Source organism: Acidimangrovimonas pyrenivorans, from assembly GCF_042643245.1.
Taxonomy (GTDB): domain Bacteria; phylum Pseudomonadota; class Alphaproteobacteria; order Rhodobacterales; family Rhodobacteraceae; genus Acidimangrovimonas; species Acidimangrovimonas pyrenivorans.
Genome location: NZ_JBHRSK010000007.1, coordinates 97,089 through 121,377 on the forward strand (window position 1 = coordinate 97,089; position 24,289 = coordinate 121,377).

A 24,289-nucleotide genomic window follows, 5' to 3' on the forward strand; every position below is an offset into this window, starting at 1 on the left:
TATCCACAAGGGAAACCCTTCCCGAGCAGCCTCCGGATCACCAGATGACCCAGCTCCTGCCCCCCTTGCGCCTGACCGGCGCGACAATCCTGCGTGACGGCGAGATGCAGCGCCGCTCGCTGGCGCTGGCCGAGGGCCGGATCACCCGCGGCCCGCTGCCCGAGATCGACCTGAGCGGCTACCTGATCCTACCCGGGATCATCGACCTGCACGGCGATGCCTTCGAGCGCCATATCGCGCCGCGCCCCACCGCGCCCTTCGCCCTTGCCCAGGGCCTGGCCAGCGCCGACCGCGATGCGGCGGCCAACGGCGTGACGACCGCCTGGTTCGCCCAGGGCTGGAGCTGGGAGGGCGGCCACCGCGCGCCCGACTATGCCGCCAGGGTGGTCGAGGCGCTGGCCAATGCCCGGCCGCGGCTGCTGACCGACATCCGGATCCAGATCCGCTGCGAGACCCACATGGTCGATCACGGCCCGCGGCTGATCGAGCTCGCCCGCCGCCACGGCCTCGACTACGTCGTCTTCAACGACCACCTGGGCGAGGCGCTGGAGATGCGGCGCGAGGCGCCCGAAGCCTTCGCGCTCTGGGCCCGCCGCATGGGCCGCACGCCCGAGGAACATCTCAGCGCCGTCGAGCGCGCAGCCGCCCGCAGCCGCGGCGTGCCGCGTCACCTGTGCCAGCTGGCCGAGGCCTTCGACGAGCTGGGCGTGCTCTACGGCAGCCACGACGACCCGGACGGCGAGACCCGCGAACGCTTCTCGATGATCGGCGCCCGGATCGCCGAGTTCCCGACCACCCGCAAGGCCGCCGCCGCCGCGCGGGCGATGATGAACCCGGTGATCCTGGGCGCGCCCAACGTGGTCCGCGGCCGCAGCCAGGCCGGCAATGTCGCCGCCACCGACCTGATCGCCGACGGGCTCTGCGACGCGCTGGTCTCGGATTACTATTACCCGGCGCTGGCCCAGGCCGCCTGGGCGCTGGTCGATCGCGGCCTCGCCGCGCTGCCCCGGGCCTGGGCGATGATCTCGGAAACCCCGGCGGAGATCCTGCGCCTGCCCGACCGCGGCACGCTCGATCCCGGCCGCCGCGCCGACCTCGTCGTCGTCAATGCCGAGACGCGGGCAATCGAGGCGACCATCGCCGGCGGCCGGCTGTCCTACCTCGCCGGCGAGGCCGCGCGCCGCTTCCTCGGCCAGTCCCCGGCGCTGCAACTGGCAGCCGAGTGACGGCGCGCGAATGTCAGCAAACTGTCATCCATCCGCGCTAGAGTTGCCCTGTTGGTATTTGACAAGTGACTTTTCAGCGTAAGGGCGGCCCTTCGGGGTCGCCCTGTTCGTTTCAGGCCGGGGCGCATGACAGGTGGCGCGGCTCAGGCCGCGCCTTCGTATTTGTCGAGGAAGGCCTCGGCCGGCAGCGCCCGGAAATCCGCCAGCGCCGCCCGCAGCCGCTCATGCGGCCAGTCCCACCACGCCAACGCCATCAGCCGCTCGGCCACCCGGGCCGAAACCCGTTCGCGCAGCGGCGTGGCCGGCACGCCGGCGACGATCATGTAGGGCGCGACATCCTTGGTCACCACCGCGCCGGCGGCGACGACGGCACCATGGCCGATGGTCACTTCCGGCTTGACGATGGCGCCATGGCCGATCCAGCTGTCGTGGCCGACGGTGGTGCGCCGCGCCCGGCGGCGGGCGAAGAAATCCTCGTCGACACCGGCATCGTCCCAGTAATCGGACGAGCGGTAGAGGAAATGGTGCAGGCCGGCATTGGCCATCGGGTGGTCGGTCGGCCCGATCCGGGTCATCGCCGCGATATTGGCGAACTTGCCGATCGTGGTGTTGGCGATGTCGGAAAAACGGTCGCAATAGCTGTAATCGCCGAATTCCGAGTTCAACACCCGGCTACCGCGCCCGATCTCGACATAGCGGCCGAACATCACCTCGCTCAGCTCGCAATCCGGGTGCACGAAAGCTTCCTCGGCCGTCAACCGCGCCATCCCCTGCCCTTTCTTCTTTGCCCAAATACTCCCGCCGGAGGCGTCCCCGGCCGCCAGCGGCGGCTCACTTGCCCTTGATCAGCCGCCGCCGCAACAGGCCCGAGATCCAGTCCATCACCATCACCATGGCGAGGATCAGGATGACGTAATAGGCCACTTCCTCCCAGTCCTTCTGGGTGATGATCGCCTGGGTCAGCAACAGGCCGATGCCGCCGCCGACGATGGCGCCGATGATGGTGGCGCTGCGGGTGTTCGACTCGAGGAAATAGAGCAGCTGGCTGGCCAGCACCGGCACCACCTGCGGGATCACCCCGAAGCGGTAGCGCTGGACCGCGTTGGCGCCGGTCGAGCGGATGCCGTCGATCTGCTTTTCCTCCACGTTCTCCAGCGCCTCCGAGAAGATCTTGCCGAAGCTGCCGGTATCGGTCAGCAGGATGGCGAGCGAGCCGGTCAGCGCCCCCGGCCCGAAGGCGCGGGACAGGATGATGGTCCAGATCAGGCCGTCGACGCCGCGCAGGAAGTCGAAGACCCGGCGCATGCCGAAGCGCAGCCCCTGGGTCGGCGTGAAGTTGCGCGCCGAGAGGAAAGCCAGCGGCAGGGCGATGATGCCGGCGCCCATCGTGCCGAGGAAGGCCATCAGCACCGTCTCGAAGATCGCCCAGGCGACCTCGGCATGGCGCCAGACCGGGTTGCGCCAGAAATCGTGCCAGATGCCGGCCAGGTTGCCCCGCTCCGGGTCGATGCGCTGGCCGCTGAGGACGTGGGAGGCAAGGTCGGCGAAGGAATGGCCGAAATAGGGGCTGTCGAGGGTGAAGAAGAACATCTCCCAGCCCGGGAAGTAACGCGCGACCTCGACCCGGGCGCGGGTCACGGTCAGCCGGCCCTCGGGCGCCTTGACCATCAGCCGGGTGTGCGAGGCGCTGATCCAGTCGGGGGTCGGCCCCGGCGGCAGCGTGGTCTCGATCTTGCGGCCGACGATCTTGGCGGTGACGGTGCCGTAATCGGGCACCAGGAAGGTGATCGCCTCGGGCGTGTAGGTGACCTCGGCCCCTTTCGGCAGCTCGATCCGCGTCACCTTGCCGTCGACATGGACCCAGTCGGGCTCCTGCCCCGGCGGGTAGGTACCCTTGCGCTCGCCCTCGATCGCCACGGTCAGCTTGTCGGCGCGGTTGTCGCGCGTCACCAGCGTCTTGTAGCTGTAGCTGTCGCGCATCAGCGTCAACGCATTGTCCAGCCGCGCCCGCTGGGCCAGGCCGGGAATGTCGAAGGCGAAGAAGACGTAGACCAGGTAGAGCAACAGCAGCCCCGGCACCGCCAGCGCGATCCACCGCTTGCGGGCGAAGAGCCGGTCGGCGGTGGCCTTCAGGTCGGGCGCGGTCGCCGTGGTGGCCGTCGCGGCGTCAGTCATGGCCATGTCCGGCCCCCTTGGTCAGGTAGTGGCGCAGCGCCGAGGAGAGCTGGTCGACCACGACGATGGTCAGGAACAGCAGCAGGAAGATCGCGGCGGCGTTGTCGTATTTGCCCTGGCCCCAGCTGATCGCGTTCTTGAGCTCGTAGCCGATGCCGCCGGCACCGACGAAGCCCAGGATCGCCGAGGCGCGGATGTTGATCTCGAGCCGCAGCAGCGCGTAGCTGAGGTAGTTCGGCGCCACCTGCGGCACCACGCCGAGCCAGATGCGCTGGCCCCAGTTGGCCCCGACCGAGGTCAGGCCCTCGACCGGCTTCAGGTCGGCGTTCTCGTTGACCTCGGAGAACAGCTTGCCCAGCGATCCGACCGTGTGCAGGGCGATGGCGATCATCGCCGGCACCGGGCCGCCGCCGAGGACGTAGATCAGCACCAGCGCCACCACGATCTCGGGGATGGCGCGGCAGAAATCCATGATCCGGCGGAAGACCGGGATCGCGCGTGGCCACAGCGCCATGCCGCGGGTCGCCAGCACCGACATCAGCGCGCCGCCGAGCAGCCCGACCAGAGTCGAGACCGCGGCGATATTCACGGTTTCGATCAGAGCCGGGAAATATTCGACGAAATGGCCGGGCATCTGGCCAAGCTTCTCGCCCGCCTCGGCCAGGATCTCGGCCGGGAAGTCGAAGACATGGGTGAAGCCGCCCGCGAAGCTGCCGGCATTGCGCGCGTCCGCCAGCCGGAACCCGGCGGCCATCATCGCCACGAACAGGATCAGCAGCACCCCGCCATAGATGCGCTTCATCCGCATCTCGGCCAGGTAGGCGCTTCGGATCGTCTCGATCCCGGATTGCGGCGCTTGCGCCGTCGTTTCTGTCATGCCCGTCCCCGGTAGAAAGCAGAAGCGGGACAGGCTCTTGCCCGTCCCGCCCCGGTCTTCGGTCAGATCATTCCGACTTCATTTTGCGAAGTTCGATGATCGTGTCGTAGTAGTCCTTGGTGATCGGCGCGAAGCCCGCGGTCTCGCCGGCGGCGATGTTGTACAGGCAGTCCTTGTCGGTGTCCTTCATGTCCACCAGCAGCTTGATCATCTTGTCCTTGACGTCCTGCGGCAGCTTGGTGCTCAGCACCAGCGGGCCTTCCGGGATCGGCTTCGACTTCCAGATCTGGACCAGGTCGTTCATGTCGATCAGGCCGGCATCGACCGCCTTGCGCAGCGCGCCGTTGTTGTAGCCGTCTTCCCAGGCGCCCTGGCCGTCGGCCCAGGTCACGCCGGCGTCGATGTCGCCGTTGTTGACCGCGACGATGGTCTGCTCATGGCCGCCAGTGAACTTGACCGAGCCGAAATACTTGTCCATCGGCATGCCGATCGCCTTCGGGATCTCGACCGACGGGATCAGGTAGCCCGAGGTCGAGTTCGGGTCGCCGAAGCCGAAGCGCTTGCCCTTGGCGTCGGCCAGGCTCTTGATGCCGCTGTCCTTGCGGGCGAAGCCGACCGAGTAATAGACGAACGAGCCGTCCGGGTGGGTGACGACCAGCACCGGGTCGACCGCTTTCGGATCGGTGATGTAGATCTTGGCATAACCCGAGGCGCCGAGCCAGGCCATGTCGAGCGTACCGCCCAGCAGGCCCTGCAGAACGCCGTCGTAATCGGCCGGGGCGAACAGCTTGGTCGGCACGCCGAGCAGCTTCTCGGTCTTGGCGCGCAGGCATTCGTTCGAGTTCAGCCGGTCCTGGGCGTTCTCGCCGCCCAGCAGGCCGATGCGGAATTCCTTGATGCCCTCGGCATGGGCCGTGGTGCCCACCAGAGCAGTGGTCATCAGGGCGGCAGCAAGCAGTTTCTTCATTGTCGTCCGTCTCCGTTCGGGGTTAGCCGGGGCGGCCTGCCCCGGGTCTCGGGGTCAGTCGCCCATCAAGGCGCTGGCATAGGCGGCGTCGGCATCGGCGCCGGTCTCGAGCGCCTCGATCGAGGTCGAGGTCGCGCTTTCGGAAAAGCCGGCATCGGCGCCGTAGATGTCGCGCGCGGCGCCGGTGGTCAGCTGCTCGGGCGTGCCGTCGAAGACGATGCGGCCGTCGCGCATGCCGATGACGCGGTCGCAATAGCGCCGCGCGGTGTCGAGCGTGTGCAGGTTGGCGATGACGGTGCGGCCGTCCTCTTCGTGGATCCGGCGCAGCGCGTCCATCACGATCTGGGCGTTCATCGGGTCGAGGCTGGCGATCGGCTCGTCGGCCAGGATCACATGCGGGTCCTGCATCAGCGCCCGGGCGATGGCGACGCGCTGCTGCTGGCCGCCCGACAGCGCCTCGGCCCGTTTCGGCGCCTGCTCGGCGATGCCGAGCCGGTCGAGGATGTCGATGGCGCGGTGGACGTCGCTGCGCGGGAACAGGTTGAACAGGGTGGCGAGGGTGGAGTGGCGGTTGAGCGTGCCGTGCAGCACGTTCGAGACCACGTCGAGCCGCGGCACCAGGTTGAACTGCTGGAAGATCATCGCGCATTGGCTCTGCCAGGCGCGCTTTTCCGCCCCCTTCAGCGCCAGCACGTCGCGGCCGTCGAAGACCAGCCGGCCGGCGCTGGCATCGGTCATGCGGTTCATCATCCGCAGGAAGGTCGACTTGCCGGCGCCCGAACGGCCGATGATGCCGATCATCGCCGGGCGCTCGACGGCGAATGTCGCCTTGTCGACCGCGACGTTACGGCCGAAAATCTTGGTCACGCCTTCGACGCTCAGCAGCATGGGGGCTCCTTCCAACTTCGCCGGCAGTGCTAGCGGCGGCCGACGACGGCCAGATAACGAAGCGATGACGCACCGGTAACGGACCCTTGAAGCTTTCGTGAACGCGCACGCTGCTCCCCCCCCTGCCCCCCGCGCCCGGCCCGAACCCGGTCTGAACCCGGCCCGCGCTTGACCGGGGCGCGGCGATGCCCGACGCTGGCGGCATATGTCACCAGCGGGAAGAGAGCGGTGAGCAGCACAGGCAAGACCTCGCCCCACGGCAAGCGGCACCGCCGTCGGCCCTCGCGGGCCCCGGCTGGGGCACCGCCGGGGCGCATCGTCCCGCAGCCCGGGGCCGCCCCTACCCGGCTGCGCCTGACCCGCTTCACGCCCGACATGCTCAGCCATGCCGTGGATCTGGACGCCGGGCTGGCAAAGGGCCTGCCGGGCGGGCTGTGGATCGACATCGCCGGCCTCGCCGATCACACCCGGATCGAGGCACTGTGCAGCCGGCTGGGCCTGCACCCGCTCAGCGTCGCCGACATCTTCAACACCGGCCAGCGCCCCAAGACCGAGGTCTACGACGGCTATGTCCACGTCGTGCTGCGTCAGCCCCATGCGGTGGCGCCCTACGAGGACGAGCAGCTGACCCTGATCCTGGGCGAGGGATTCGTGCTGACGGTGCAGGAGACGCCGGATGACTGCTTCGACCCGGTGCGCCAGCGGCTCGAGGCCGGCGGGCCGCGGATCCGGGATTCGGCGGGCTACCTGGCCTATGCGCTGATCGACGCGCTGATCGACAGCTACTACCCGCTGCTCGAGAGCTACGGCGAGCACACCGAGGACCTCGAGGACCGGATCCTGATGGCGCCGGCCGACGGAACGGTGGGCGAGATCCACCGACTGCGCCGCGAGTTGCTGGCGCTGCGCCACACGCTCTGGCCCCAGCGCGAGGCGGTCGGCGCCCTGCTGCGCCACGACGTCCCCTTCGTCACCGACGCGGTGCGCACCTACCTGCGCGACTGCGCCGACCATTCGTTTCAGCTCATGGACATGCTGGAAGTCTATCGCGAGGTGGCGCAGGGGCTGGTCGACCTGCATCTCTCCAGCCTGTCGAACCGGATGAACGAGGTCATGAAGGTGCTGACCGTGATCGCCACGATCTTCATCCCGATGACCTTCATCGCCGGGCTCTACGGCATGAATTTCGACCGCGCCTCGCCCTTCAACATGCCGGAACTCGGCTGGCGCTACGGCTATTTCTTCGCCCTTGGGCTGATGGGGCTGTCGGCGGCGGCGATGCTGGCGCTGTTCTATCGCCACGGCTGGATCGGCGGGCGCAAGGGGGCGCAGCCTCCCGCCCCCGGGACCGCCCGCCCCCCCGGGGAGGACAAGGCGCCCCCGGCCGGCGGCAGGCCCGGCGCGAAATGAGTTGATTGCAGATTTGTAACCTTGACGACAGAGAGCTGCGAAACCGCTGCGGCATCTGTTCGGCCATAAGGCCGGGGCACCGAGCTTCCCCGACCGGCCCAGAACAGGAGTTCAGCAATGCAGCCCATCTCCAAGACTTCCCCCCGCCGCCGTGCGACCGCGCTGGCGCTCGCCGCCGCGATGGCCTCCTCGACCGCGCTGGCCCTGGCGCCCTCGGCCGGCTTCGCCGAACCGCCCGGCGGCTATGCCGACCTGGTGCAGAAAGTCGCCCCGGCCGTGGTCTATATCGAGGTCACCGAGGGACCGAAACAGACCTCGCAGCAGGACCAGCAGCAGGGCCAGGTGCCGCCGGATTTCCCGTTCCAGCAGTTCAGCCAGCGGTTCGGCTTCCCGTTCCCCTTCCCCGACATGCGCCAGATGCCGCAGGGCCAGATGCACGGCGTCGGCTCGGGCTTCATCGTCGATCCCTCGGGCATCATCGTGACCAATAACCACGTCGTCGACCATGCCAATTCGGTGAAGGTCAAGCTGTCGGACGGGCGCGAATTCACCGCCAAGGTGCTGGGCACCGATCCGGCGACCGACGTCGCGGTGATCAAGGTGAAGTCCGACAAGCCGCTGCCCTATGTCCAGTTCGGCTCCTCGGCCAAGATGCGGGTCGGCGATGACGTGATGGCGGTCGGCAACCCGTTCGGCCTGGGCGGGACGGTGACCACCGGCATCATCTCGGCCAAGGCGCGCGACATCGGCAACGGCAATTACGACAACTTCCTGCAGACCGACGCCGCGATCAACAAGGGCAACTCGGGCGGGCCGCTGTTCAACGACAACGGCAAGGTGATCGGCATGAACACCGCGATCATCTCGCCCTCGGGCGGCTCGGTCGGGATCGGCTTCGCCGTGCCCTCGGACCTGGTGCACAAGATCGTCAACGACCTCGAGCATGGCGGCAAGGTCCAGCGCGGCTGGCTCGGCGTCCAGATCCAGACGGTGACGCCGGACGTCGCCGCCGCCCTCGGGCTCGACAAGCCGCATGGCGCGATGGTGGCGGCGGTGTCGCCCGACAGCCCGGCCTCGAAGGCCGGCCTCCATCGCGGCGACATCATCACCTCGTTCAACGGCACCGACATCAAGACCATGCACGACCTGCCGCGGGCGGTGGCGATGACCGCGCCCAATAGCGACGCCAAGGTCGACGTGCTGCGCGCCGGCAAGCCGATGACCTTCGACGTCTCGGTCGGCACGCTCAAGGCCGACAAGAAGGCCTGAACCGATACAGGCGGGGCTGCCGCTTCCCCGGCCCCGCGCTGACCATCGGCCGCCCGGCATTCGTTCGCACTTCCCCGAACGTCCCGTCCCCTCGGGAAGATGCCAGGCCGATGCGCGGGTCCGCGTCCCTCCCAATGGGCGCGGACCCGTTTTGTCGTGGCGGCGGGGCCGTGGGAAGCAAGGGGGCAGGCCGAGGCTGTGCGTCAGGGGGCATGCGCCGCGCAGCGCCTTGTTTCCGCGCGATCAGGGCGGCGCACCCGATTGCGAGACCAACGACCCGGCGTGCAGGCGCGCGCCCCCTGCCATGCGCGCCGGACCGGCTTTCGCCATTTCCCGCGACGGATCCAGCCGCGTGATCCGTATCAAGGACTCAGCCTCCCGGCCGCGCTATCGGCAGGGGGCGAAGGGCGTGCGAGAGGACGGAGCGATGGCAGCCAGGCCTGAGGAAATCACCAAGACATTGCAGGGCGGCGGCCACGGCCGTCGGGTTCTGCACTGGGGGCTGTGGCTGGTCGTCGTCGCCCTCCTGCTGGCCGGCGGCGGCTACTGGTGGGCGCAACGCTCGGCCTCGGCCGAGGTCAGCTATGTCACCGAGCCGGCCACCCGCGGCCCGCTCACTGTCACCGTCACCGCCACCGGCACCGTCCAGCCGACCAATCAGGTGACGATTTCCTCGGAGCTTTCGGGCACGCTGGCCGAGGTCGATGTCGATTTCAACGACCAGGTCACCAAGGGCCAGGTGCTGGCCAGGCTCGACACCACCAAGCTGCAGGCGATCGTCGCCAGTTCCGAGGCCTCCGTCGCCTCGGCCACGGCCGCCGTCGCCCAGGCCGAGGCCAGCCTGACCGAGGCCAAGGAGAATTACGACACCGCGCTGGAACTCGACCGCCGCGGCGTCACCACCCATACCAACCTGATCACGGTCACTGCCGCCTATGACCGCGCCAAGGCCTCGGTGGCCATCGCCAGGGCCAACCTGCAGCTCGCCAGCGCCGCGCTGGCCCAGCAGAAGGCCGATCTGCAAAAGGCGGTGATCCGGTCGCCGATCAACGGCATCGTGCTCGACCGCCAGGCCGATGCCGGCCAGATCGTCGCCTCGTCGCTTTCCGCCCCCACCCTGTTCACCATCGCCGAGGATCTGCGCCACATGGAACTGCAGGTCGATGTCGACGAGGCCGATATCGGCCAGGTCGCCGTCGGCCAGGAGGCCAGCTTCACCGTCGACGCCTATCCCGGCCGCAGATTCGCCGCCAGGATCACCCAGGTCCGCTACGCGCCCGAGACGACCGACGGCGTCGTCACCTACAAGGCGGTGCTGAGCGTCGACAACGCCGACCTGCTGCTGCGGCCGGGGATGACGGCAACGGCGACGATCGTGGTCAAGAAGCTGGACGACGCGCTGACGGTGCCGAACGCGGCGCTGCGCTACGCCCCGCCGCAGGTGGTCGAGGACGAGGGCGGCAACGGCAGCGGCCTGCTGGGGCTGCTCATGCCGCACCGGCGCGGCGGCGAGACGGTGGCCGGAACCGCCGGCCGCGCCGTCTATGTCCTGCGCGACGGCGCCCCCGTCGAGGTGCCGGTGACCAGCGGCGACAGCGACGGCAAGCGCACGGCCGTCACCTCGGACGCGCTCAAGGCCGGCGACAAGGTGATCGTCGACCAGAGCGGGGGCCGCTGAGATGGCCGAAGCTCCCTCCGACGCCCCCGCGACCGAGGTCCGGGACACCGCGCCGCTGATCGCGCTGCACGGCATCACCCGGGTCTATGGCAGCGGCGAGGCCGAGGTCCGCGCGCTCGACGGCGTCGAGCTGGCCATCCGCGAGGGCGAGTTCGTCGCCATCATGGGGCCCTCGGGCTCGGGCAAGTCGACGGCGATGAACATCATCGGCTGCCTCGACCGGCCGACCGACGGCCATTATCTGTTCAACGGCGTCGAGGTCGCCAACCTGAGCCGCGACCAGCGCGCCCTGCTGCGCCGCCATTACCTCGGCTTCGTCTTCCAGGGCTTCAACCTGCTGTCGCGCACCACGGCGCTGGAGAATGTCGAGCTGCCGCTGATCTACAAGGGCGTGCCCCGGTCCGAGCGGGTCGAACTGGCCCGCACCGCCCTCGCCCGCGTCGGGCTCGAAGGCCGCGAGCATCACACGCCGTCGCAGCTTTCCGGCGGCCAGCAGCAGCGGGTGGCGATCGCCCGGGCGCTGGTCGGATCGCCGATGGTGGTGCTGGCCGACGAGCCGACCGGCAACCTCGACACCCACATGTCGGAAGAGATCATGGAGGTGCTGGAGCAGCTCAACCGCGACGGGCTGACCATCGTCATGGTGACGCATGAAGAGGACATGGCCCGCCATGCCGGCCGGCTGATCACCTTCATCGACGGCCGCGTCGCCCATGACCACCAAAACCACCCGGCAGGCGAGGAGGCCTGACCATGCTCTGGGAATCGGTCCGCCTCGCCCTGCTCGCCATCCGCCGCAACGCGCTGCGCTCGTTCCTCACCGTGCTCGGCGTCGTCATCGGCGTGGCGGCGGTGATCGCCATGGTCACCGTCGGCCAGGGCTCGTCCGAGCAGGTCTCGGCCAATGTCGAAAGCCTGGGCAGCAACGTGCTGATCCTGCGGCCGGGGCGGCGGATGATGGGCCCCGGGACGCGCGAATCCGCCCCCGCCTTCGACCTGCGCGACGTCGAGGCCCTGCGCGAGCTGGCGGCGGTCGACACCGCCGCCCCGGTCAGCAGCAGCGCCCAGACCGTGGTCTTCGGCAACACCAATGTCAGCACCACCGTGATCGGCACCGACGACGCCTACCTGACCGTCTCGAACCACCCGGTGGTGCGCGGCCGTGCCTTCACGGATACCGAGGAACGGGCCGGCAGCGCCGTCTGCATCATCGGCGAGACGGTGCGCCAGGCGCTGTTCGGCAATACCGACCCGACCGGAGAGGTGATCCGGCTGAAGACCATCTCCTGCCGCGTCGTCGGGCTGCTCAAGGCCAAGGGTGCCTCGTCCTTCGGCCGCGACCAGGACGACACGATCCTGGTGCCGATCCGCATGCTGCAACGCCGGATAACCGGCAACCGCGACGTCTCGTCGATCTCGCTTGCCCTGCGCTCGGGGGTCTCGTCCGAACGCGGCATTCGCGATATCGAGGCGCTGATGCGCGAGCGGCGCAAGATCGCCATCGGCGAGGAGGACAATTTCAGCGTCACCGACATGAAGGAAATCTCGTCGATGCTGACCGGCATCAACGACGTGCTGACCGGCCTTCTCTCCTCGGTGGCGGCGGTCAGCCTGCTGGTCGGCGGCATCGGCATCATGAACATCATGCTGGTCTCGGTGACCGAGCGCACGCGCGAGATCGGTATCCGGCTGGCGGTCGGCGCCCAGGCCCGCCAGGTGCTGACCCAATTCCTGGTCGAGGCGGTGGTGCTGTCGGTGCTGGGCGGCGTGATCGGCATCCTGCTGGGGCTCGGGCTGGCGGCGGTGGCGTCGCAGGTGATGTCGATCCCCTTCGCGCCCGACCCGCTGGTGGTGCTGATGGCCTTCGCCTTCTCGGCCGTCGTCGGCGTCATCTTCGGCTATTTCCCGGCCCGCGCGGCGGCAAGGCTCGACCCGATCGAGGCGCTGCGGCATCTGTAGTAGAGGTTGCCGAGCTCGGGTGCAGGCGCTCGCCCTGCGCGGTTCTCGCGCGCACCGGGCGGAGGGGCGCAGAACACCGGTGACGGCTTCCCTCCGCCCCGGACACGATAGGGTTTCGAGATCTTCCAAAGAAAAAGGCTGCCGCAATGCGACAGCCTCTTCCGGGTCCGCCCCTGGCGCCGGTTATTCGCCGATCACGCCCGCGTCGATGGCAGCGCCCAGCTCTTCCGGGCTGACCGCGCCGTCGCCGTCGGTATCGATGGCGGCGAAGGTCTCTTCGCTGAGGCCGGGATAGGCCGCGGCCAGTTCTTCCATCGAATAGACGCCGTTGCCGTCGCTGTCTTCGAGGACGGTTTCGGCATGAACCTGAGCCGCAGCCAGCGCCAGCATGGCGCCGAGGGTCAGAACGAGTTTCTTCATTTCCTGTGAACTCCAGAGGAAAACGGCCCGCGGCCGCGCGCGAAGGCCTGCGCCTTCAAGCGGTGCTTCTAGCACCGAATCGCGCCGCCCCTGAGCGGAATCTTCGGCCCCGCCCCGGCCATCGGCGCCAAAGCGCGCATCGCCGTAACACTCTGTGATAAGGTGGTTTTTCCGGATCGTGGCGGCCGCCCTCGGCGCCCTCCGGCGGCACGCGGGAGAGCCCGAGTCCGGACATTGATCCGGCCGTTGAAAAGATTGGCGAATTTTCCTCTTGCAGCCGCCGCGCGGATTTCCTAAATCACCGCTCACCCAAGGATGCGGGCGTAGCTCAGGGGTAGAGCATTACCTTGCCAAGGTAAGGGTCGTGAGTTCGAATCTCATCGCCCGCTCCAATTTACAAAGGGCACCGGCTGCGGTGCCCTTTTGTATTTCCGGCCTCTCCAATACCTGCCGATCGCTGCGGTGTCCGTTCCGGCCCCGCGCTCCCCCGGCGCAAAGGCCCGGGGCACGGGAACCGGCCCCTGACCTTCCGCCTGCCCCGATTTTCTGCCCCGCACGACGAAGATTCGGCTTGCAGCCCCCGCCCGCCCCCGCTATCAGATGCGCCACGGAGCGCGGGCGTAGCTCAGGGGTAGAGCATTACCTTGCCAAGGTAAGGGTCGTGAGTTCGAATCTCATCGCCCGCTCCAATCTTCCCGACATTCGGTGACAGACAGGCGCAGCAAGTGCTGCCCTCTTCCCATGTCCGCCCGCCGCCCCTATAACCGCGCCGGACCCACAAGGGAGACGCCGGATGCGCAAGGCCGAGATCAGCCGCAACACCGCCGAGACCGAGATCACCGTCACGGTCGATCTCGACGGCACGGGCCGTTACGACATGCAGACGGGCGTGGGCTTCTTCGACCACATGCTCGACCAGCTGGCGCGGCATTCGCTGATCGACATCACCGTGCGCGCCAAGGGCGACCTGCATATCGACGACCACCACACGGTCGAGGATACCGGCATCACGCTGGGCCAGGCGCTGGCCCGGGCGCTCGGCGACAAGCGCGGCATCCGGCGCTACGGCTCCTGCCTGCTGCCGATGGACGACGCGCTGGTGCGCGCCGCGCTCGACCTCTCGGGCCGGCCCTACCTGGTCTGGAACGTCGAGCTGCCGACCGCCAAGATCGGCAGTTTCGACACCGAGCTGGTGCGCGAGTTCTTCCAGGCGCTGTCGACCCATGCCGGCATCACCCTGCATGTCGACGCGCTGCACGGTATCAACAGCCACCACATCGCCGAGGCGGCGTTCAAGGCCGTCGCCCGGGCGCTGCGCGAGGCGGTCGAGACCGATCCGCGCAAGGGCGACACGATCCCCTCGACCAAGGGGGCGCTCTAGGCGGCGACGGGGTCAGGGGGCCGTCTGCCCCCTCTTCGCGCCAGGGCGCGAATTCACCCCCCGAGGATATTTTTGAGCAGAAAGAAGGCCGCTCGCGGGCGGCGCTTCGGGCGGACAGGAGAGCGGCAATGCTGACGGCGATCATCGATTACGAGTCGGGCAACCTGCACTCGGCCCAGAAGGCCTTCGAGCGGGTGGCGCGCGAGACCGGGGCGGGCGAGGTCAGGGTGACCTCGGACCCCGAGACGGTGCGCGGCGCCGACCGGATCGTGCTCCCGGGAGACGGCGCCTTCCCGGCCTGCCGGCGCCAGCTATTCGACCATCGCGGGCTGTTCGAGGCGATGGAAGAGGCGGTGATCAAGGGCGGCCGGCCCTTCCTCGGCATCTGCATCGGGATGCAGATGATGGCGACGCGCGGGCTGGAATACGAGGAGACGCCGGGCTTCGACTGGATCGCCGGCGAGGTGGTGAAGATCGCGCCCAGCGACCCGGCGCTGAAGGTGCCGCATATGGGCTGGAACGACCTGGTGATCGACCATCCCCACCCGGTGCTGGACGGCCTCGCCACCGGCGACCACGCCTATTTCGTCCATTCCTACCATTTCCGTGTCGCCGACCCGGCCCAGCGGCTGGCCCATTGCGACTACGGCGGCGAGATCACCGCCATCGTCGGCCGCGACACCATGGTCGGCACCCAGTTCCACCCCGAGAAGAGCCAGGCCAACGGGCTCAAGCTGATCGCGAATTTCCTGAACTGGAAGCCGTGAGGCGCCCCCCCTACTTCACCCGGGTCCAGTTGCCGCCGTTGCGGCAGATGAGACCGCCCAGGACGCAGCCCGAGACGGCGAGCTTGTTCCCCGTCAGCTGCATCTTCGAGCTGTAGGTCTTGTCGCGGTCGGGCGACCAGATCTTGCCGTCGCCATAGGCGCCGTTGCCCTGCGCGACCATGTCCCAGACGATGCGCTTGCCGGTATTGGGCGAGTCCAGCACCTTGCCGTCGGGGCCGAAGGACTTGATCAGCGTGCCGCAATACTTGGCGCCGCAGGGCACGATCTGGATATAGCCGAAATTGCCGTTGTCGTCGGGCTTGGTCTGCCAGGTGCCTTCGACCGGGTCGGCCAGCACCGGGGCGGCGAGGCCGGCCAGCAGCAGCGCGGCAAGAGCGAGTTTCTTCATGGTTTCCTCCCTGATCCTCGGCGGCATCTTCCGCCACGGCGGGGTTTCAGGCAAGCGTGACGTGGCGCCGCCCGGCCCGGCCGCCTGCGCCGCTGCGCCGCCTTTGCAATCACCCCCGCGCTGTGCCAAAGACCGGGCGAGCCAGCGAAGGAATGTTCCGATGATCCTCTACCCCGCCATCGACCTCAAGGACGGCAATTGCGTGCGCCTCTACAAGGGCGAGATGGAGCAGGCGACGGTGTTCAACGACGACCCGGCGGCGCAGGCCCGCGCCTTCGTCGAGGCGGGTTGCGAATGGCTTCACCTCGTCGACCTCAACGGCGCCTTCGCCGGCGCCCCGGTCAATGCCGCGGCGGTCGAGGCGATCCTGGCGGCGGCCGACGTGCCGGCCCAGCTCGGCGGCGGCATCCGCGACATGGCGACGATCGAGGCCTGGCTCGACAAGGGCCTCGCCCGGGTCATCCTCGGCACCGTGGCGGTCGAGAACCCGGCGCTGGTGCGCGAGGCGGCGCTGGCCTTCCCCGGCCAGGTCGCCGTCGGTATCGATGCCCGCGAGGGCCGCGTCGCGACCAAGGGCTGGGCCGAGGAGACCGACGTCATGGTCACCGACCTCGCCCGCAGCTACGAGGATGCCGGGGTGGCGGCGATCATCTATACCGACATCAACCGCGACGGCGCCATGCAGGGCCCGAATATCGAGGCCACCGCCGCCCTCGCCCGTGCCGTCACCATCCCGGTGATCGCCTCGGGCGGGGTCTCGTCGTTGGCCGACCTGATCGCCCTGCGCGACACCGGCGCCATCGCCGGCGCGATCTCGGGCCGCGCCCTCTACGACGGCGCGCTCGACCTGAAACAGGCACTGGCGGCGCTGAAAGGCTGAGCCATTTCTTCTTTGCCAAAATACTCCGGGGTGCGGGGCAGAGCCCCGCTCCCACCGCTGGCCACAGGCGCCGACAGACGATAAGACAGGCGCGAAGGAGACCGAGATGCTCAAGACCCGCATCATCCCCTGCCTCGACGTGGCCGACGGCCGCGTGGTCAAGGGCGTGAATTTCGTCAACCTGATCGATGCCGGCGACCCGGTCGAGGCCGCGCGCGCCTATGACGCCGCCGGCGCCGACGAGCTGTGCTTTCTCGACATCCATGCCACGCATGAGAACCGCGGCACGATGTACGACCTGGTGACGCGGACCGCCGAGCAGTGCTTCATGCCGCTGACCGTCGGCGGCGGGGTGCGGACGCAGGAGGACGTGCGGGCGCTCTTGCTGGCCGGGGCCGACAAGGTCAGCTTCAACTCCGCCGCCGTCGCCAACCCGGATGTCGTCGCCGAGGCCGCCGACCGTTTCGGCAGCCAGTGCATCGTCGCCGCGATCGACGCCAAGACGGTGGCACCGGGGCGCTGGGAGATCTTCACCCATGGCGGCCGCAAGCCGACCGGCATCGATGCGGTCGAGTTCGCCCGCACCGTCGCCGCCAAGGGCGCGGGGGAAATCCTGCTGACCTCGATGGATCGCGACGGCACCCGGGCGGGCTTCAACCTCGAACTGACCCGCGCCGTCGTCGACGCCGTGTCGATCCCGGTGATCGCGTCGGGGGGCGTCGGCAATCTCGACCACCTCGTCGAGGGCGTGACCATCGGCGGCGCCAGCGCCGTGCTGGCCGCCTCGATCTTCCATTTCGGCGATTACACCATCCGCGAGGCCAAGGAATACATGGCCGCCGCCGGCATCCCCGTGAGGCTGACATGAGCGACACCCTGACCCGCCTGGCCGCCACCGTCGCCGCCCGCAAGGGCGCCGATCCCGAGACCTCCTGGACCGCCAAGCTGCTGGCCAAGGGCCCCGAGAAGGCGGCCGAGAAATTCGGCGAGGAGGCGGTCGAGGCGATCATCGAGGCGGTCAAGGGCGACAGGGCCCGGCTGACCGCCGAGGCGGCCGACGTGCTCTACCACCTGCTGGTGATGCTGACCGCGCGCGACGTGACGCTGGCGGACGTGCTGGCCGAGCTGGAGCGACGCGAGGGGACGTCCGGCATCGCCGAGAAGGCGGCGCGGAAGTAGCCGCTCCCCGGCCCCTCCGAGCCGCGCTGCAAAAAGCCGCAGCTGGAGGGCAATGAGCGGCCTTAGTCACCGTCCAAGATGCCGATGCCCCAGCAATCGTCGGTCGTCTCGCCGGCGTAGAAACCTTCGAAATAGGCGTCCGGCCGCGCCCTGGCCAGGCTCTCCCCGGTCTGGCAAACCAGGTAGTGGTCGTAGTCTATGTAATTCGCGACATAGAGCGAGCGGTCCTTGGCATACAATTCGCCGAACCCGACGATCCGGTCCCGGTCGAGGAACTCTGCGGTGGCTCGAGAGACCGGCAAGACCCCGAAGTGGTCGGCAAGGATGACCTCCTCCTGCCCGAGCGCAGTCAGGAACTGGCCAAGCGACAGTTCGAACAGAGGCGAAGGCCTCCCCTCATCCGGCGGATAGATGCCGTTCTCGGCACAGATGCGCAGCAGCTTCTCGGTGTCTTCGCGATTGGCATATTCCGGATCGATCCGCTTCGACCCGGTCAGGCGCAGTGCCCGGTTGACGTGGCGGGCGGAGGGAAAGCCACACAGCCCGGCGATTTCGGCCCAGGAGACACCGCAGTCCGGTCCGCGCTTCTTGGCGGCCTCCACCACCTCAGCCGGCACCCAGTCACCATTGCGATAGGGCGGGAAGCCCGGCAGGCGCAGAAACGAGTTCAGCGCGACGAAGACCGAGGCGAAATCCTTTCCGAACCACTCCAGATAGCGGACGTCATCGTCATCGGGATAGGAGAAGGGCAGCGTTTCCAACATGAGGCACCTTTACCCGGGACCGCCGGCAGGCCCCTCACAGTTTCGACGAGATGATCCCCGTCGCGAAGCCGCCCATCCGCAACTCGCCGAACAGGCGCTGGTACTCGATCTTGGGGCAGCGGTTCTCGATCACCGTCACCCCCCTGGCCTCGGCCATCGCCCGCGCCTCGGCGTTCTGGACCCCGATCTGCATCCACACCGTCTTCAGCCCCGGCAGCGCCTCCAGCGCCGTCTCGACGATCGGCGGCACCGCCTCGGAGCGGCGGAAGACGTCGAGCATGTCGACCCTCTCGTCGATCTCGGTCAGGTCGTGCCGCACCACCTGGCCGAACAGCCTTTCGCCGGCATGGCCCGGATTGATCGGGATCACCTTGTAGCCCTTGAGCGACAGGTAGCGGGCGACGTAATAGCTCGGCCGCACCGGGTTGAGCGATACCCCGACCACGGCGACTACCTTGGTCTCGGTCAGGATGCGGCGAAGCAGGGCGTCGGAATAGTCGGTCATGGCCGCGAGACTAGTGCGCGGCGGCGTCCGAGGGAACCGCTTTCCCCCTGTCCCGGCGCAGGAATCGCGGCAAGAAAAATGCGCCCGAGCCAAGGGCCGGGCGCAAGTGCGGAACGAGGGACAGTGAAATGAAACGCGAATGTTCCGTACTCGCGCTTCTGTCATATTAGATAGGAACGAAGTTCCGCGTTTAAAGGGGCGTCGCGACGGTGTGACAGGGCGTCATCCCTGTGCCAGCAGGGCCGGCCAATGCTTGTCCGCGGCGACGATATAGTCGGCGACATCGCCATCCCATTCCTCGCGATCGGCGCGCGAGCTGAGCAGGTAGAGACGGCCGCCATGGATTTCCCAGATATCCGGGTTGCCATCGGCCAGCACGCCCTGCGCCATCGACATCGCGCAATAGCCGCCATAGCGCGGCGCGAAGGCATGCGGCGTCATCTCGAAACGTTCCATCGAGGCGATGCTGGTGAACAGCCACAGCGCGCCGTGCCATTTCAGCGCGTAGTCGCGGGCGCCCGGCTCGGGCTGGCCGTCGGCGAAATAGCTCACCGGGTCGCGCCCGTCCAGCGCCAGCCCCTCGGGCGCGCAGACCGACGGCGCGCGCGCCTCGGCGCGCGCCGGCAGCAGCCAGGGCAACGGCAGGGAGGCAGCGAGGACAAGGGCGGAACGGCGGGTGACGAACATCGGTCGGGCTCGGATCAGGGAACAACCTTGCGGCAGCCCTCAAGATGCCCCATTGTCCCGGCCGAAAAAAGCGACCTAACCAAAGCGTGACCGGCCGTCAGCGGGGCGTCAGCGCGGTTCAGGATCAATCCAGGGCGCCCTCGACCGCATCCCGGGTCTCGCCCGGCGCCCGGCTCGGAGACGATTTCCGTTTGCGCTTCCGGGGGTTGGCCCTGGGTTTCGGGCCGGCCCGGCGGCCCCGTCCCGCCGCAGCGGCGGCCGTACCGGGCCTTGTTTCACCTCTTCGAGATGCGCGGGGCGCGGCGGCCAGCGGCGCCATGGAGCGGGGGCCGCAACAGGCGCGGCAGGCAATGTGACGACGGCGGGCAAAGGCCGCCGGGATCAGCCGTGGGTCGAGACCGCATAGAGGGCGACCGCCGCCGCGTTGGAGACGTTGAGCGAGCCGAAAGCGCCGGCGAAGGGGATTCGCACCAGCTTGTCGCAGGTCGTGCGCGTCTTCTCGCGCAGCCCCGGTCCCTCGGCCCCCAGCACCAGCCCGATCGGCCGGTCGCCGACCTCTTCCAGCACTGCGCCCAGGGTCTGCTCGGCCTCGCCGGCCAGCCCCAGCAGCAGGTAGCCCATGTCCTGCAGCTTGCCCATCGCGTCGGCCAGATTCGTCACCCGCAGATAGGGCTGGCGCTCCAGCGCCCCGCTCGCCGTCTTGGCCAGCGCCCCGGTCTCGGGCGCCGAATGCCGCGCGGTGGCGATCACCGCCCGCGCCCCGAACACCTCGGCCGACCGCAGGATGGCGCCGACGTTATGCGGATCGCTGACCCGGTCGAGCAGCACCACCAGCGGCGCGCCCTCGCCCGCCGCGCAGCGGTCCTCGAGCCCGCCCCAATCGAGCGGCTTGACCTCGAGCGCGGCGCCCTGGTGGACCGAGCCGGGATCGATCGGCACGTCGAACTTGCGCGCATCGACGATTTCCGGGGTCATGGCGCTGGCGGCGATGGCCTCGGCCAGCTTGTCGGCGGCGTTCTTGGTCAGCACCAGCCGCAGCTTCTGCCGCGCCGGGTTGACCAGCGCATCGCGCACCGCATGCAGGCCGAACAGCCACACGGTCTCGGCCGCGGCGGCCCGCTTGTCGCGTTCCTTGGCGATTACCCAGCTCGGCTTTTTCATGGTTTTGCGGCCCCTTGCGAATTGGCGCGGACCATGCGCGTTCCATCCGCCCATCGCAAGGGAATTTCCTGTTGACGCCCCGCGGGCAGAACGCTATCCACCCCCTCGCGTCGGGCGACGTGCTGCAAGGTGCGGCAGCGGACTGTAACTCCGCCGGGGAGACCCATGCCTGGTTCGATTCCAGGGTCGCCCACCATTACCCCTAAATTCAATGGCTTGGGCTGAAAATCGCGCAGGTGGGCCACAATGGTGGAACACGCCATGCGCCTAGCAGCGTATCTCTGCACTTCGCGGCACGGCATCTACTACTTCCGCTTCCCCCTGCCAACGGAACGCGATCCGGCACGAAAACGCCGCCATCTAAAGGTGTCCTTGGGCACTCGGGACCCCAAAATCGCCACTCGGCTGGCACGCCTATTGTCGGTGGCCGGCCATTCAATCCTCGATGAGCCAACACTTCGCTCCCTACAACATGATGAAATCCGCCAGCATCTTCGCGCCCATTTCGATCAGTTGCTCCATGTGTATCGCGACAATGGAACCTCCGACGGCTGGTCTAGCGCACGCTTCAAGACTGCCCAAGAGAATGCAAGGCGTGACCCGGCAGGTTTCGCGACACCAGGCACGGACGCGCTCCTTCAAACGATCCGAGCAGCCTGTGACATCCCCCAAGAACAAGGAGACGCAGAACGACTCGTGCAAATAACCGAATTGCTAACTGGATTACGGGACTACTTCATTCACTCCGCTGGACAGAAGGAGGATGGCAACGCGATTGCGACAACACAGGACTCTATGCCAAATCACTCGCCCATAATGGCATCAGTTCGACCGAGTTCATTCGGTCAAGTTACCTTCTCCTTGAAAGAGGTAGCCTCCCTCTACTTCGAAGAATTGAAGCGCACTGATGCGGTCGCAACTAAAACAGAGTCTGATAAGAGGGACGCCCTCGCACTTTTGTCAGAGATTACAGGGGACAAGCCGCTCACATACATGACCAAAGCAGACGCGCAGAAGGTCAAAGCCGTACTTTTCAAGTTGCCCAAGAACAGAAGAAGGAGCCCAAAAACCAGAGACCTTTCGTTGACTTCGATGCTTGATGTGAAAGGTGTCGAACGAATTTCAACCCGCACGACGAATGTATATATCGGGAACATGCAGAGCTTTTTCACATGGGCCGTGAACAACGGCTATGCTGAAAACAACATCTTTGCCGGTCTTCGGGTAAAGCGCGCCGCGAAGACAACGGAAGAGGGCCGGAAGGCATTTTCTGCCGAGGAACTACAGCTAATGTTTTCACACCTCACTAGTGACAACAGTGATCTAGTAAGGAAGACAGTGCATAAGTGGCCTACGCTTATTGCCATGTTCACAGGCATGCGCCTCAACGAAGTCGCCCAATTAGAAGTCCGTGATATCGAACTAAATGGCGATATCTGGTGCATAAATGTTACGGCTGACGGCACCAGTAAAAAACGCCTCAAGAACAGCGCATCGAAAAGGCGTGTCCCAGTACACGAAAGGCTGTTTGCTTGTGGCTTTCTTGACTTCCACTCAGAGCAAAAACCAAAAGGCCATCCACGATTATTCCCTGAACTTACCTACTCGGATCATAACGGCTGCGGACGTAACATCGGCAGATGGTTCAATGAGAGATTCTTGCTGGAACTCGGGTTAGGCGGGAGGGGTTATGTATTCCATTGCTTGCGACACACAATGATTACGAGACTAGCTCAGGCTGATGTTGAGGAACCCATGGTGAAGGCGCTGGCGGGACATAGCCAATCAGGTGTGACGCTTGGCACCTACTTCAAAGCGGGCTTTCTGCCAGCACAACTGCAAAACGCTATCAACAAGTTTTCCTTCTAGAGAGCCCGAGCTGTGGGAACTATGTCTCTCTATAGCTACTTGGGTCGCGAAGTTTGCTGCCCACTAGAACCGCCCCCAGACACCATTGCATCCGCTCGCCTCCTGTGCACAAATAAGGACAAACTCAACCCAAGATTTTGCAAGGTGCGGCATGACGGTAGAAACACAAAAGGACGAGTTTATCTATGTGCTTCTGCACGAAAAGGACAATTCAGTAATCCAACACACTGTAACCTCCAAAAAGCCGCAGAAGTCAGATATCGAGGGTTTTATCAACCACAAGAGCAAGAAAAAGTCAGAAGAAGTTAAAGCTGCACCCCCAGCAAAGTCCGAGACCTTCGTTGGAACCCTGAAGGCTTTCCAGTCGGTAATGACCACATACCGAAGAGCTATCGCGTTCACCATCAAGGTTTCTCCTTCCATATCCGCACTTATGGTCACCAAGGAGATTTCCGAGTTTGCCGGTCAAAGAGGGCAAAAGATGTCTGACATCTCCACTGATGAATGCACGATATACAAGCTTCCGCAAGACTGTGCCGGTACAATTTCAGAAAGGTACGACGCAGCCATGGCGGCAATCCAGGCGCGGAGCATCTTCCGGAAATCGCCGTCATTGGGCTGGTAAGTGTTTATGATGCGTTCTTGTCGGACTTGCTACGCACTATCTTCAATCTCCACCCTGAAATAGTGTTCACCTCAGACAGAGAAATTAAGTTCTCTGATCTAATCACATATGAAAGTATTGATGACGCAAGGAAAGAAATCATTGATGCAGAAATTGAATCCGTACTTCGAAAAAGCCACCATGAGCAATTCTTGTGGATGGAACGCAGGTTTAGTATGAAACTTCGTGAGGGCATCGATGTCTGGCCCGAGTTCGTAGAGCTATGCGAACGTCGAAACCTCCTAACTCACACGGGCGGAGTGGTGTCCCAGCAGTACCTGAAAGTTTGCGATCAGCATAAGTGTAATATAAATAAAAAGGTGGGAGATAAGCTAATTGTCGACCATGAGTATTTTGAAAAAGCCATTGAAACCATTGCTGAAATTGGAACAAAGTTGGGTCACGTCATGTGGCGCAAATTTTCACCGTCAGAACGGGAAACGGCAGACCACGATCTTAACGATCTAGGAATGCACTTGATCAAAGTTGGTGAATACAAAACTGCCGAAAGGATTCTTGAACTAGGCGTGGACTTCCCTTCACATCATTCCGACAGGGTTAAGAGAATGATGATCGTCAACTTGGCGAATGCCGCAAAGCTTGGCGGTGATTCTGAAAAAGCGGCCAGAATTATTGGCAAAGTAGATTGGTCTGCATCCTCACCAGACTTTCAAATCTGCGTTGCAGCTGTAGAGGGCAAAGTGGATTCGGTGTGCGAATTGATGCGCAACCTTGGAGCTAAAGGGGCAATTTCTGCATCCGACTTTCGTGATTGGCCAGTATTTCATAGCGTTAGAAACAAGCCTGAATTCTCCGCAACGTTTGAAGAGGTATTTGCAGAACCACTGCTCTTGAAGCAGACGATCAAGTCTGACCTTGACGATGGGAAAACCACCACTTTTGAAGGGGAAGCAGAAGCCGAGCGAACTTTGGACACTGGGGAGCCAGAGGGTACAATCCACTAAGGTGCAGGCACTCTCGCTTTTAGTGCGAGCCTCCCTTGGCGCGCGACCTGCTTCCCTATTCTTGTTGATTAGAAAGGCGTCGGGTGTCACAAAGGTGGGACAAATTGCAGCCTCCCCCACCAGTTGCTTGCTGCCAAGTCAATGACTTATCGGTTTGGTAGGCGATCCAGGGTCGCCCACCATCTCCCC

General features: G+C 65.9%; 25 protein-coding genes and 3 tRNA genes. 17 read left to right on the top strand and 11 right to left on the bottom strand.

The window, feature by feature from the left end; translation table 11 throughout:
- Positions 1–44 precede the first annotated feature (44 nt).
- Positions 45–1,226, top strand: a complete 1,182-nt coding sequence (locus ACFOES_RS10795) for an alpha-D-ribose 1-methylphosphonate 5-triphosphate diphosphatase (protein WP_377833283.1) — start codon at positions 45–47, stop codon at positions 1,224–1,226.
- 143 nt (positions 1,227–1,369) lie between these two features.
- Here ACFOES_RS10795 and ACFOES_RS10800 read toward each other — a convergent pair whose 3' ends face one another.
- The 5 genes from ACFOES_RS10800 to phnC form a co-directional block, all read right to left on the bottom strand.
- The gene (locus ACFOES_RS10800; protein WP_377833284.1) at positions 1,370–1,993 is read right to left on the bottom strand and encodes a chloramphenicol acetyltransferase; all 624 of its coding nucleotides are present in this window, start codon (positions 1,991–1,993) and stop codon (positions 1,370–1,372) included.
- Positions 1,994–2,057: 64 nt separating this feature from the next.
- A complete protein-coding gene (phnE, locus tag ACFOES_RS10805; RefSeq protein ID WP_377833556.1) occupies positions 2,058–3,401 on the bottom strand; it encodes a phosphonate ABC transporter, permease protein PhnE in 1,344 nt (447 codons plus the stop codon).
- Positions 3,394–4,278 (bottom strand): phosphonate ABC transporter, permease protein PhnE, encoded by an 885-nt coding sequence (gene phnE / locus ACFOES_RS10810; protein WP_377833285.1) that lies wholly within the window; start codon positions 4,276–4,278, stop codon positions 3,394–3,396. Before phnE (ACFOES_RS10810) ends, phnE (ACFOES_RS10805) begins: the two co-directional genes overlap by 8 nt.
- Before the next feature lie 67 nt (positions 4,279–4,345).
- On the bottom strand, positions 4,346–5,245 hold the full coding sequence (gene phnD, locus ACFOES_RS10815; RefSeq protein WP_377833286.1) for a phosphonate ABC transporter substrate-binding protein: 900 nt from the start codon (positions 5,243–5,245) through the stop codon (positions 4,346–4,348).
- A gap of 54 nt (positions 5,246–5,299) precedes the next feature.
- Positions 5,300–6,133 (bottom strand): phosphonate ABC transporter ATP-binding protein, encoded by an 834-nt coding sequence (gene phnC, locus ACFOES_RS10820; RefSeq protein WP_377833287.1) that lies wholly within the window; start codon positions 6,131–6,133, stop codon positions 5,300–5,302.
- Positions 6,134–6,361: 228 nt separating this feature from the next.
- Between phnC and corA the strand changes: the two genes are divergently transcribed.
- The 5 genes from corA to ACFOES_RS10845 all read left to right on the top strand — a co-directional run bounded on the left by corA (position 6,362) and on the right by ACFOES_RS10845 (position 12,449).
- Positions 6,362–7,543 carry a magnesium/cobalt transporter CorA gene (gene corA, locus ACFOES_RS10825; protein WP_377833288.1) on the top strand — a complete coding sequence of 394 codons (1,182 nt, stop codon included), beginning with the start codon at positions 6,362–6,364 and terminating at the stop codon, positions 7,541–7,543.
- A gap of 117 nt (positions 7,544–7,660) precedes the next feature.
- A complete protein-coding gene (locus tag ACFOES_RS10830; RefSeq protein WP_377833289.1) occupies positions 7,661–8,812 on the top strand; it encodes a Do family serine endopeptidase in 1,152 nt (383 codons plus the stop codon).
- Between the two features lie 427 nt (positions 8,813–9,239).
- On the top strand, positions 9,240–10,490 hold the full coding sequence (locus tag ACFOES_RS10835) for an efflux RND transporter periplasmic adaptor subunit (RefSeq protein ID WP_377833290.1): 1,251 nt from the start codon (positions 9,240–9,242) through the stop codon (positions 10,488–10,490).
- A gap of 1 nt (position 10,491) precedes the next feature.
- Positions 10,492–11,241, top strand: coding sequence for an ABC transporter ATP-binding protein (locus ACFOES_RS10840; protein ID WP_377833291.1), 750 nt, complete (start codon positions 10,492–10,494; stop codon positions 11,239–11,241).
- Between the two features lie 2 nt (positions 11,242–11,243).
- Complete coding sequence (locus ACFOES_RS10845; RefSeq protein WP_377833292.1) at positions 11,244–12,449, top strand: ABC transporter permease; 1,206 nt, start codon at positions 11,244–11,246, stop codon at positions 12,447–12,449.
- A 183-nt stretch (positions 12,450–12,632) separates the two neighbouring features.
- Here the strand turns inward: ACFOES_RS10845 and ACFOES_RS10850 are convergent, their stop codons facing one another.
- Complete coding sequence (locus tag ACFOES_RS10850) at positions 12,633–12,869, bottom strand: EF-hand domain-containing protein (RefSeq protein WP_377833293.1); 237 nt, start codon at positions 12,867–12,869, stop codon at positions 12,633–12,635.
- Positions 12,870–13,186: 317 nt separating this feature from the next.
- Here ACFOES_RS10850 and ACFOES_RS10855 point away from each other — a divergent pair.
- The 4 genes from ACFOES_RS10855 to hisH all read left to right on the top strand — a co-directional run bounded on the left by ACFOES_RS10855 (position 13,187) and on the right by hisH (position 15,017).
- Positions 13,187–13,261 (top strand) — tRNA-Gly (locus tag ACFOES_RS10855).
- Between the two features lie 222 nt (positions 13,262–13,483).
- Positions 13,484–13,558: transfer RNA gene (locus ACFOES_RS10860), tRNA-Gly, on the top strand.
- A 104-nt stretch (positions 13,559–13,662) separates the two neighbouring features.
- Entirely contained in the window at positions 13,663–14,250 is a 588-nt protein-coding gene (gene hisB / locus ACFOES_RS10865; RefSeq protein ID WP_377833294.1) for an imidazoleglycerol-phosphate dehydratase HisB, read from the top strand.
- 128 nt (positions 14,251–14,378) lie between these two features.
- The gene (gene hisH / locus ACFOES_RS10870; protein ID WP_377833295.1) at positions 14,379–15,017 is read left to right on the top strand and encodes an imidazole glycerol phosphate synthase subunit HisH; all 639 of its coding nucleotides are present in this window, start codon (positions 14,379–14,381) and stop codon (positions 15,015–15,017) included.
- Between the two features lie 10 nt (positions 15,018–15,027).
- Here the strand turns inward: hisH and ACFOES_RS10875 are convergent, their stop codons facing one another.
- Entirely contained in the window at positions 15,028–15,426 is a 399-nt protein-coding gene (locus ACFOES_RS10875) for a DUF2147 domain-containing protein (RefSeq protein ID WP_377833296.1), read from the bottom strand.
- A gap of 160 nt (positions 15,427–15,586) precedes the next feature.
- Between ACFOES_RS10875 and hisA the strand changes: the two genes are divergently transcribed.
- The 3 genes from hisA to ACFOES_RS10890 all read left to right on the top strand — a co-directional run bounded on the left by hisA (position 15,587) and on the right by ACFOES_RS10890 (position 17,485).
- Entirely contained in the window at positions 15,587–16,306 is a 720-nt protein-coding gene (gene hisA / locus ACFOES_RS10880) for a 1-(5-phosphoribosyl)-5-[(5-phosphoribosylamino)methylideneamino]imidazole-4-carboxamide isomerase (RefSeq protein ID WP_377833297.1), read from the top strand.
- 106 nt (positions 16,307–16,412) lie between these two features.
- Complete coding sequence (gene hisF / locus ACFOES_RS10885) at positions 16,413–17,174, top strand: imidazole glycerol phosphate synthase subunit HisF (protein WP_377833298.1); 762 nt, start codon at positions 16,413–16,415, stop codon at positions 17,172–17,174.
- Entirely contained in the window at positions 17,171–17,485 is a 315-nt protein-coding gene (locus ACFOES_RS10890; protein WP_377833299.1) for a phosphoribosyl-ATP diphosphatase, read from the top strand. The genes hisF and ACFOES_RS10890 overlap by 4 nt, the downstream gene beginning before the upstream one ends.
- A gap of 62 nt (positions 17,486–17,547) precedes the next feature.
- Here the strand turns inward: ACFOES_RS10890 and ACFOES_RS10895 are convergent, their stop codons facing one another.
- The 4 genes from ACFOES_RS10895 to rlmB all read right to left on the bottom strand — a co-directional run bounded on the left by ACFOES_RS10895 (position 17,548) and on the right by rlmB (position 20,602).
- The gene (locus tag ACFOES_RS10895) at positions 17,548–18,249 is read right to left on the bottom strand and encodes a hypothetical protein (protein ID WP_377833300.1); all 702 of its coding nucleotides are present in this window, start codon (positions 18,247–18,249) and stop codon (positions 17,548–17,550) included.
- A gap of 34 nt (positions 18,250–18,283) precedes the next feature.
- Positions 18,284–18,754 (bottom strand): CoA-binding protein, encoded by a 471-nt coding sequence (locus ACFOES_RS10900; protein ID WP_377833301.1) that lies wholly within the window; start codon positions 18,752–18,754, stop codon positions 18,284–18,286.
- Between the two features lie 222 nt (positions 18,755–18,976).
- On the bottom strand, positions 18,977–19,441 hold the full coding sequence (locus ACFOES_RS10905) for a YHS domain-containing (seleno)protein (protein ID WP_377833302.1): 465 nt from the start codon (positions 19,439–19,441) through the stop codon (positions 18,977–18,979).
- Positions 19,442–19,822: 381 nt separating this feature from the next.
- The gene (rlmB, locus tag ACFOES_RS10910; RefSeq protein ID WP_377833303.1) at positions 19,823–20,602 is read right to left on the bottom strand and encodes a 23S rRNA (guanosine(2251)-2'-O)-methyltransferase RlmB; all 780 of its coding nucleotides are present in this window, start codon (positions 20,600–20,602) and stop codon (positions 19,823–19,825) included.
- 112 nt (positions 20,603–20,714) lie between these two features.
- On the opposite strand from rlmB, the gene ACFOES_RS10915 reads away from it, so the two are divergent.
- From ACFOES_RS10915 to ACFOES_RS10930, 4 genes are all read left to right on the top strand, one after another.
- Positions 20,715–20,798, top strand: a tRNA-Tyr gene (locus ACFOES_RS10915).
- Between the two features lie 50 nt (positions 20,799–20,848).
- Positions 20,849–22,471: a tyrosine-type recombinase/integrase gene (locus ACFOES_RS10920; RefSeq protein WP_377833304.1), complete on the top strand. Its 1,623-nt coding sequence runs from the start codon at positions 20,849–20,851 to the stop codon at positions 22,469–22,471.
- A gap of 151 nt (positions 22,472–22,622) precedes the next feature.
- Entirely contained in the window at positions 22,623–23,096 is a 474-nt protein-coding gene (locus ACFOES_RS10925) for a hypothetical protein (protein ID WP_377833305.1), read from the top strand.
- Positions 23,097–23,158: 62 nt separating this feature from the next.
- The gene (locus ACFOES_RS10930; protein ID WP_377833306.1) at positions 23,159–24,100 is read left to right on the top strand and encodes a hypothetical protein; all 942 of its coding nucleotides are present in this window, start codon (positions 23,159–23,161) and stop codon (positions 24,098–24,100) included.
- Positions 24,101–24,289: the final 189 nt, after the last annotated feature.

Bases quoted from the DNA above. Each gene is read 5' to 3' on its own strand.
- ACFOES_RS10795 (WP_377833283.1), top strand. From the start codon at position 45: ATGACCCAGCTCCTGCCCCCCTTGCGCCTGACCGGCGCGACAATCCTG.
- ACFOES_RS10800 (WP_377833284.1), bottom strand. From the start codon at position 1,993: ATGGCGCGGTTGACGGCCGAGGAAGCTTTCGTGCACCCGGATTGCGAG.
- phnE (WP_377833556.1), bottom strand. From the start codon at position 3,401: ATGACTGACGCCGCGACGGCCACCACGGCGACCGCGCCCGACCTGAAG.
- phnE (WP_377833285.1), bottom strand. From the start codon at position 4,278: ATGACAGAAACGACGGCGCAAGCGCCGCAATCCGGGATCGAGACGATC.
- phnD (WP_377833286.1), bottom strand. From the start codon at position 5,245: ATGAAGAAACTGCTTGCTGCCGCCCTGATGACCACTGCTCTGGTGGGC.
- phnC (WP_377833287.1), bottom strand. From the start codon at position 6,133: ATGCTGCTGAGCGTCGAAGGCGTGACCAAGATTTTCGGCCGTAACGTC.
- ACFOES_RS10830 (WP_377833289.1), top strand. From the start codon at position 7,661: ATGCAGCCCATCTCCAAGACTTCCCCCCGCCGCCGTGCGACCGCGCTG.
- ACFOES_RS10835 (WP_377833290.1), top strand. From the start codon at position 9,240: ATGGCAGCCAGGCCTGAGGAAATCACCAAGACATTGCAGGGCGGCGGC.
- ACFOES_RS10840 (WP_377833291.1), top strand. From the start codon at position 10,492: ATGGCCGAAGCTCCCTCCGACGCCCCCGCGACCGAGGTCCGGGACACC.
- ACFOES_RS10845 (WP_377833292.1), top strand. From the start codon at position 11,244: ATGCTCTGGGAATCGGTCCGCCTCGCCCTGCTCGCCATCCGCCGCAAC.
- ACFOES_RS10850 (WP_377833293.1), bottom strand. From the start codon at position 12,869: ATGAAGAAACTCGTTCTGACCCTCGGCGCCATGCTGGCGCTGGCTGCG.
- hisB (WP_377833294.1), top strand. From the start codon at position 13,663: ATGCGCAAGGCCGAGATCAGCCGCAACACCGCCGAGACCGAGATCACC.
- hisH (WP_377833295.1), top strand. From the start codon at position 14,379: ATGCTGACGGCGATCATCGATTACGAGTCGGGCAACCTGCACTCGGCC.
- ACFOES_RS10875 (WP_377833296.1), bottom strand. From the start codon at position 15,426: ATGAAGAAACTCGCTCTTGCCGCGCTGCTGCTGGCCGGCCTCGCCGCC.
- hisA (WP_377833297.1), top strand. From the start codon at position 15,587: ATGATCCTCTACCCCGCCATCGACCTCAAGGACGGCAATTGCGTGCGC.
- hisF (WP_377833298.1), top strand. From the start codon at position 16,413: ATGCTCAAGACCCGCATCATCCCCTGCCTCGACGTGGCCGACGGCCGC.
- ACFOES_RS10890 (WP_377833299.1), top strand. From the start codon at position 17,171: ATGAGCGACACCCTGACCCGCCTGGCCGCCACCGTCGCCGCCCGCAAG.
- ACFOES_RS10895 (WP_377833300.1), bottom strand. From the start codon at position 18,249: ATGTTGGAAACGCTGCCCTTCTCCTATCCCGATGACGATGACGTCCGC.
- ACFOES_RS10900 (WP_377833301.1), bottom strand. From the start codon at position 18,754: ATGACCGACTATTCCGACGCCCTGCTTCGCCGCATCCTGACCGAGACC.
- ACFOES_RS10905 (WP_377833302.1), bottom strand. From the start codon at position 19,441: ATGTTCGTCACCCGCCGTTCCGCCCTTGTCCTCGCTGCCTCCCTGCCG.
- rlmB (WP_377833303.1), bottom strand. From the start codon at position 20,602: ATGAAAAAGCCGAGCTGGGTAATCGCCAAGGAACGCGACAAGCGGGCC.
- ACFOES_RS10920 (WP_377833304.1), top strand. From the start codon at position 20,849: ATGGTGGAACACGCCATGCGCCTAGCAGCGTATCTCTGCACTTCGCGG.
- ACFOES_RS10925 (WP_377833305.1), top strand. From the start codon at position 22,623: ATGACGGTAGAAACACAAAAGGACGAGTTTATCTATGTGCTTCTGCAC.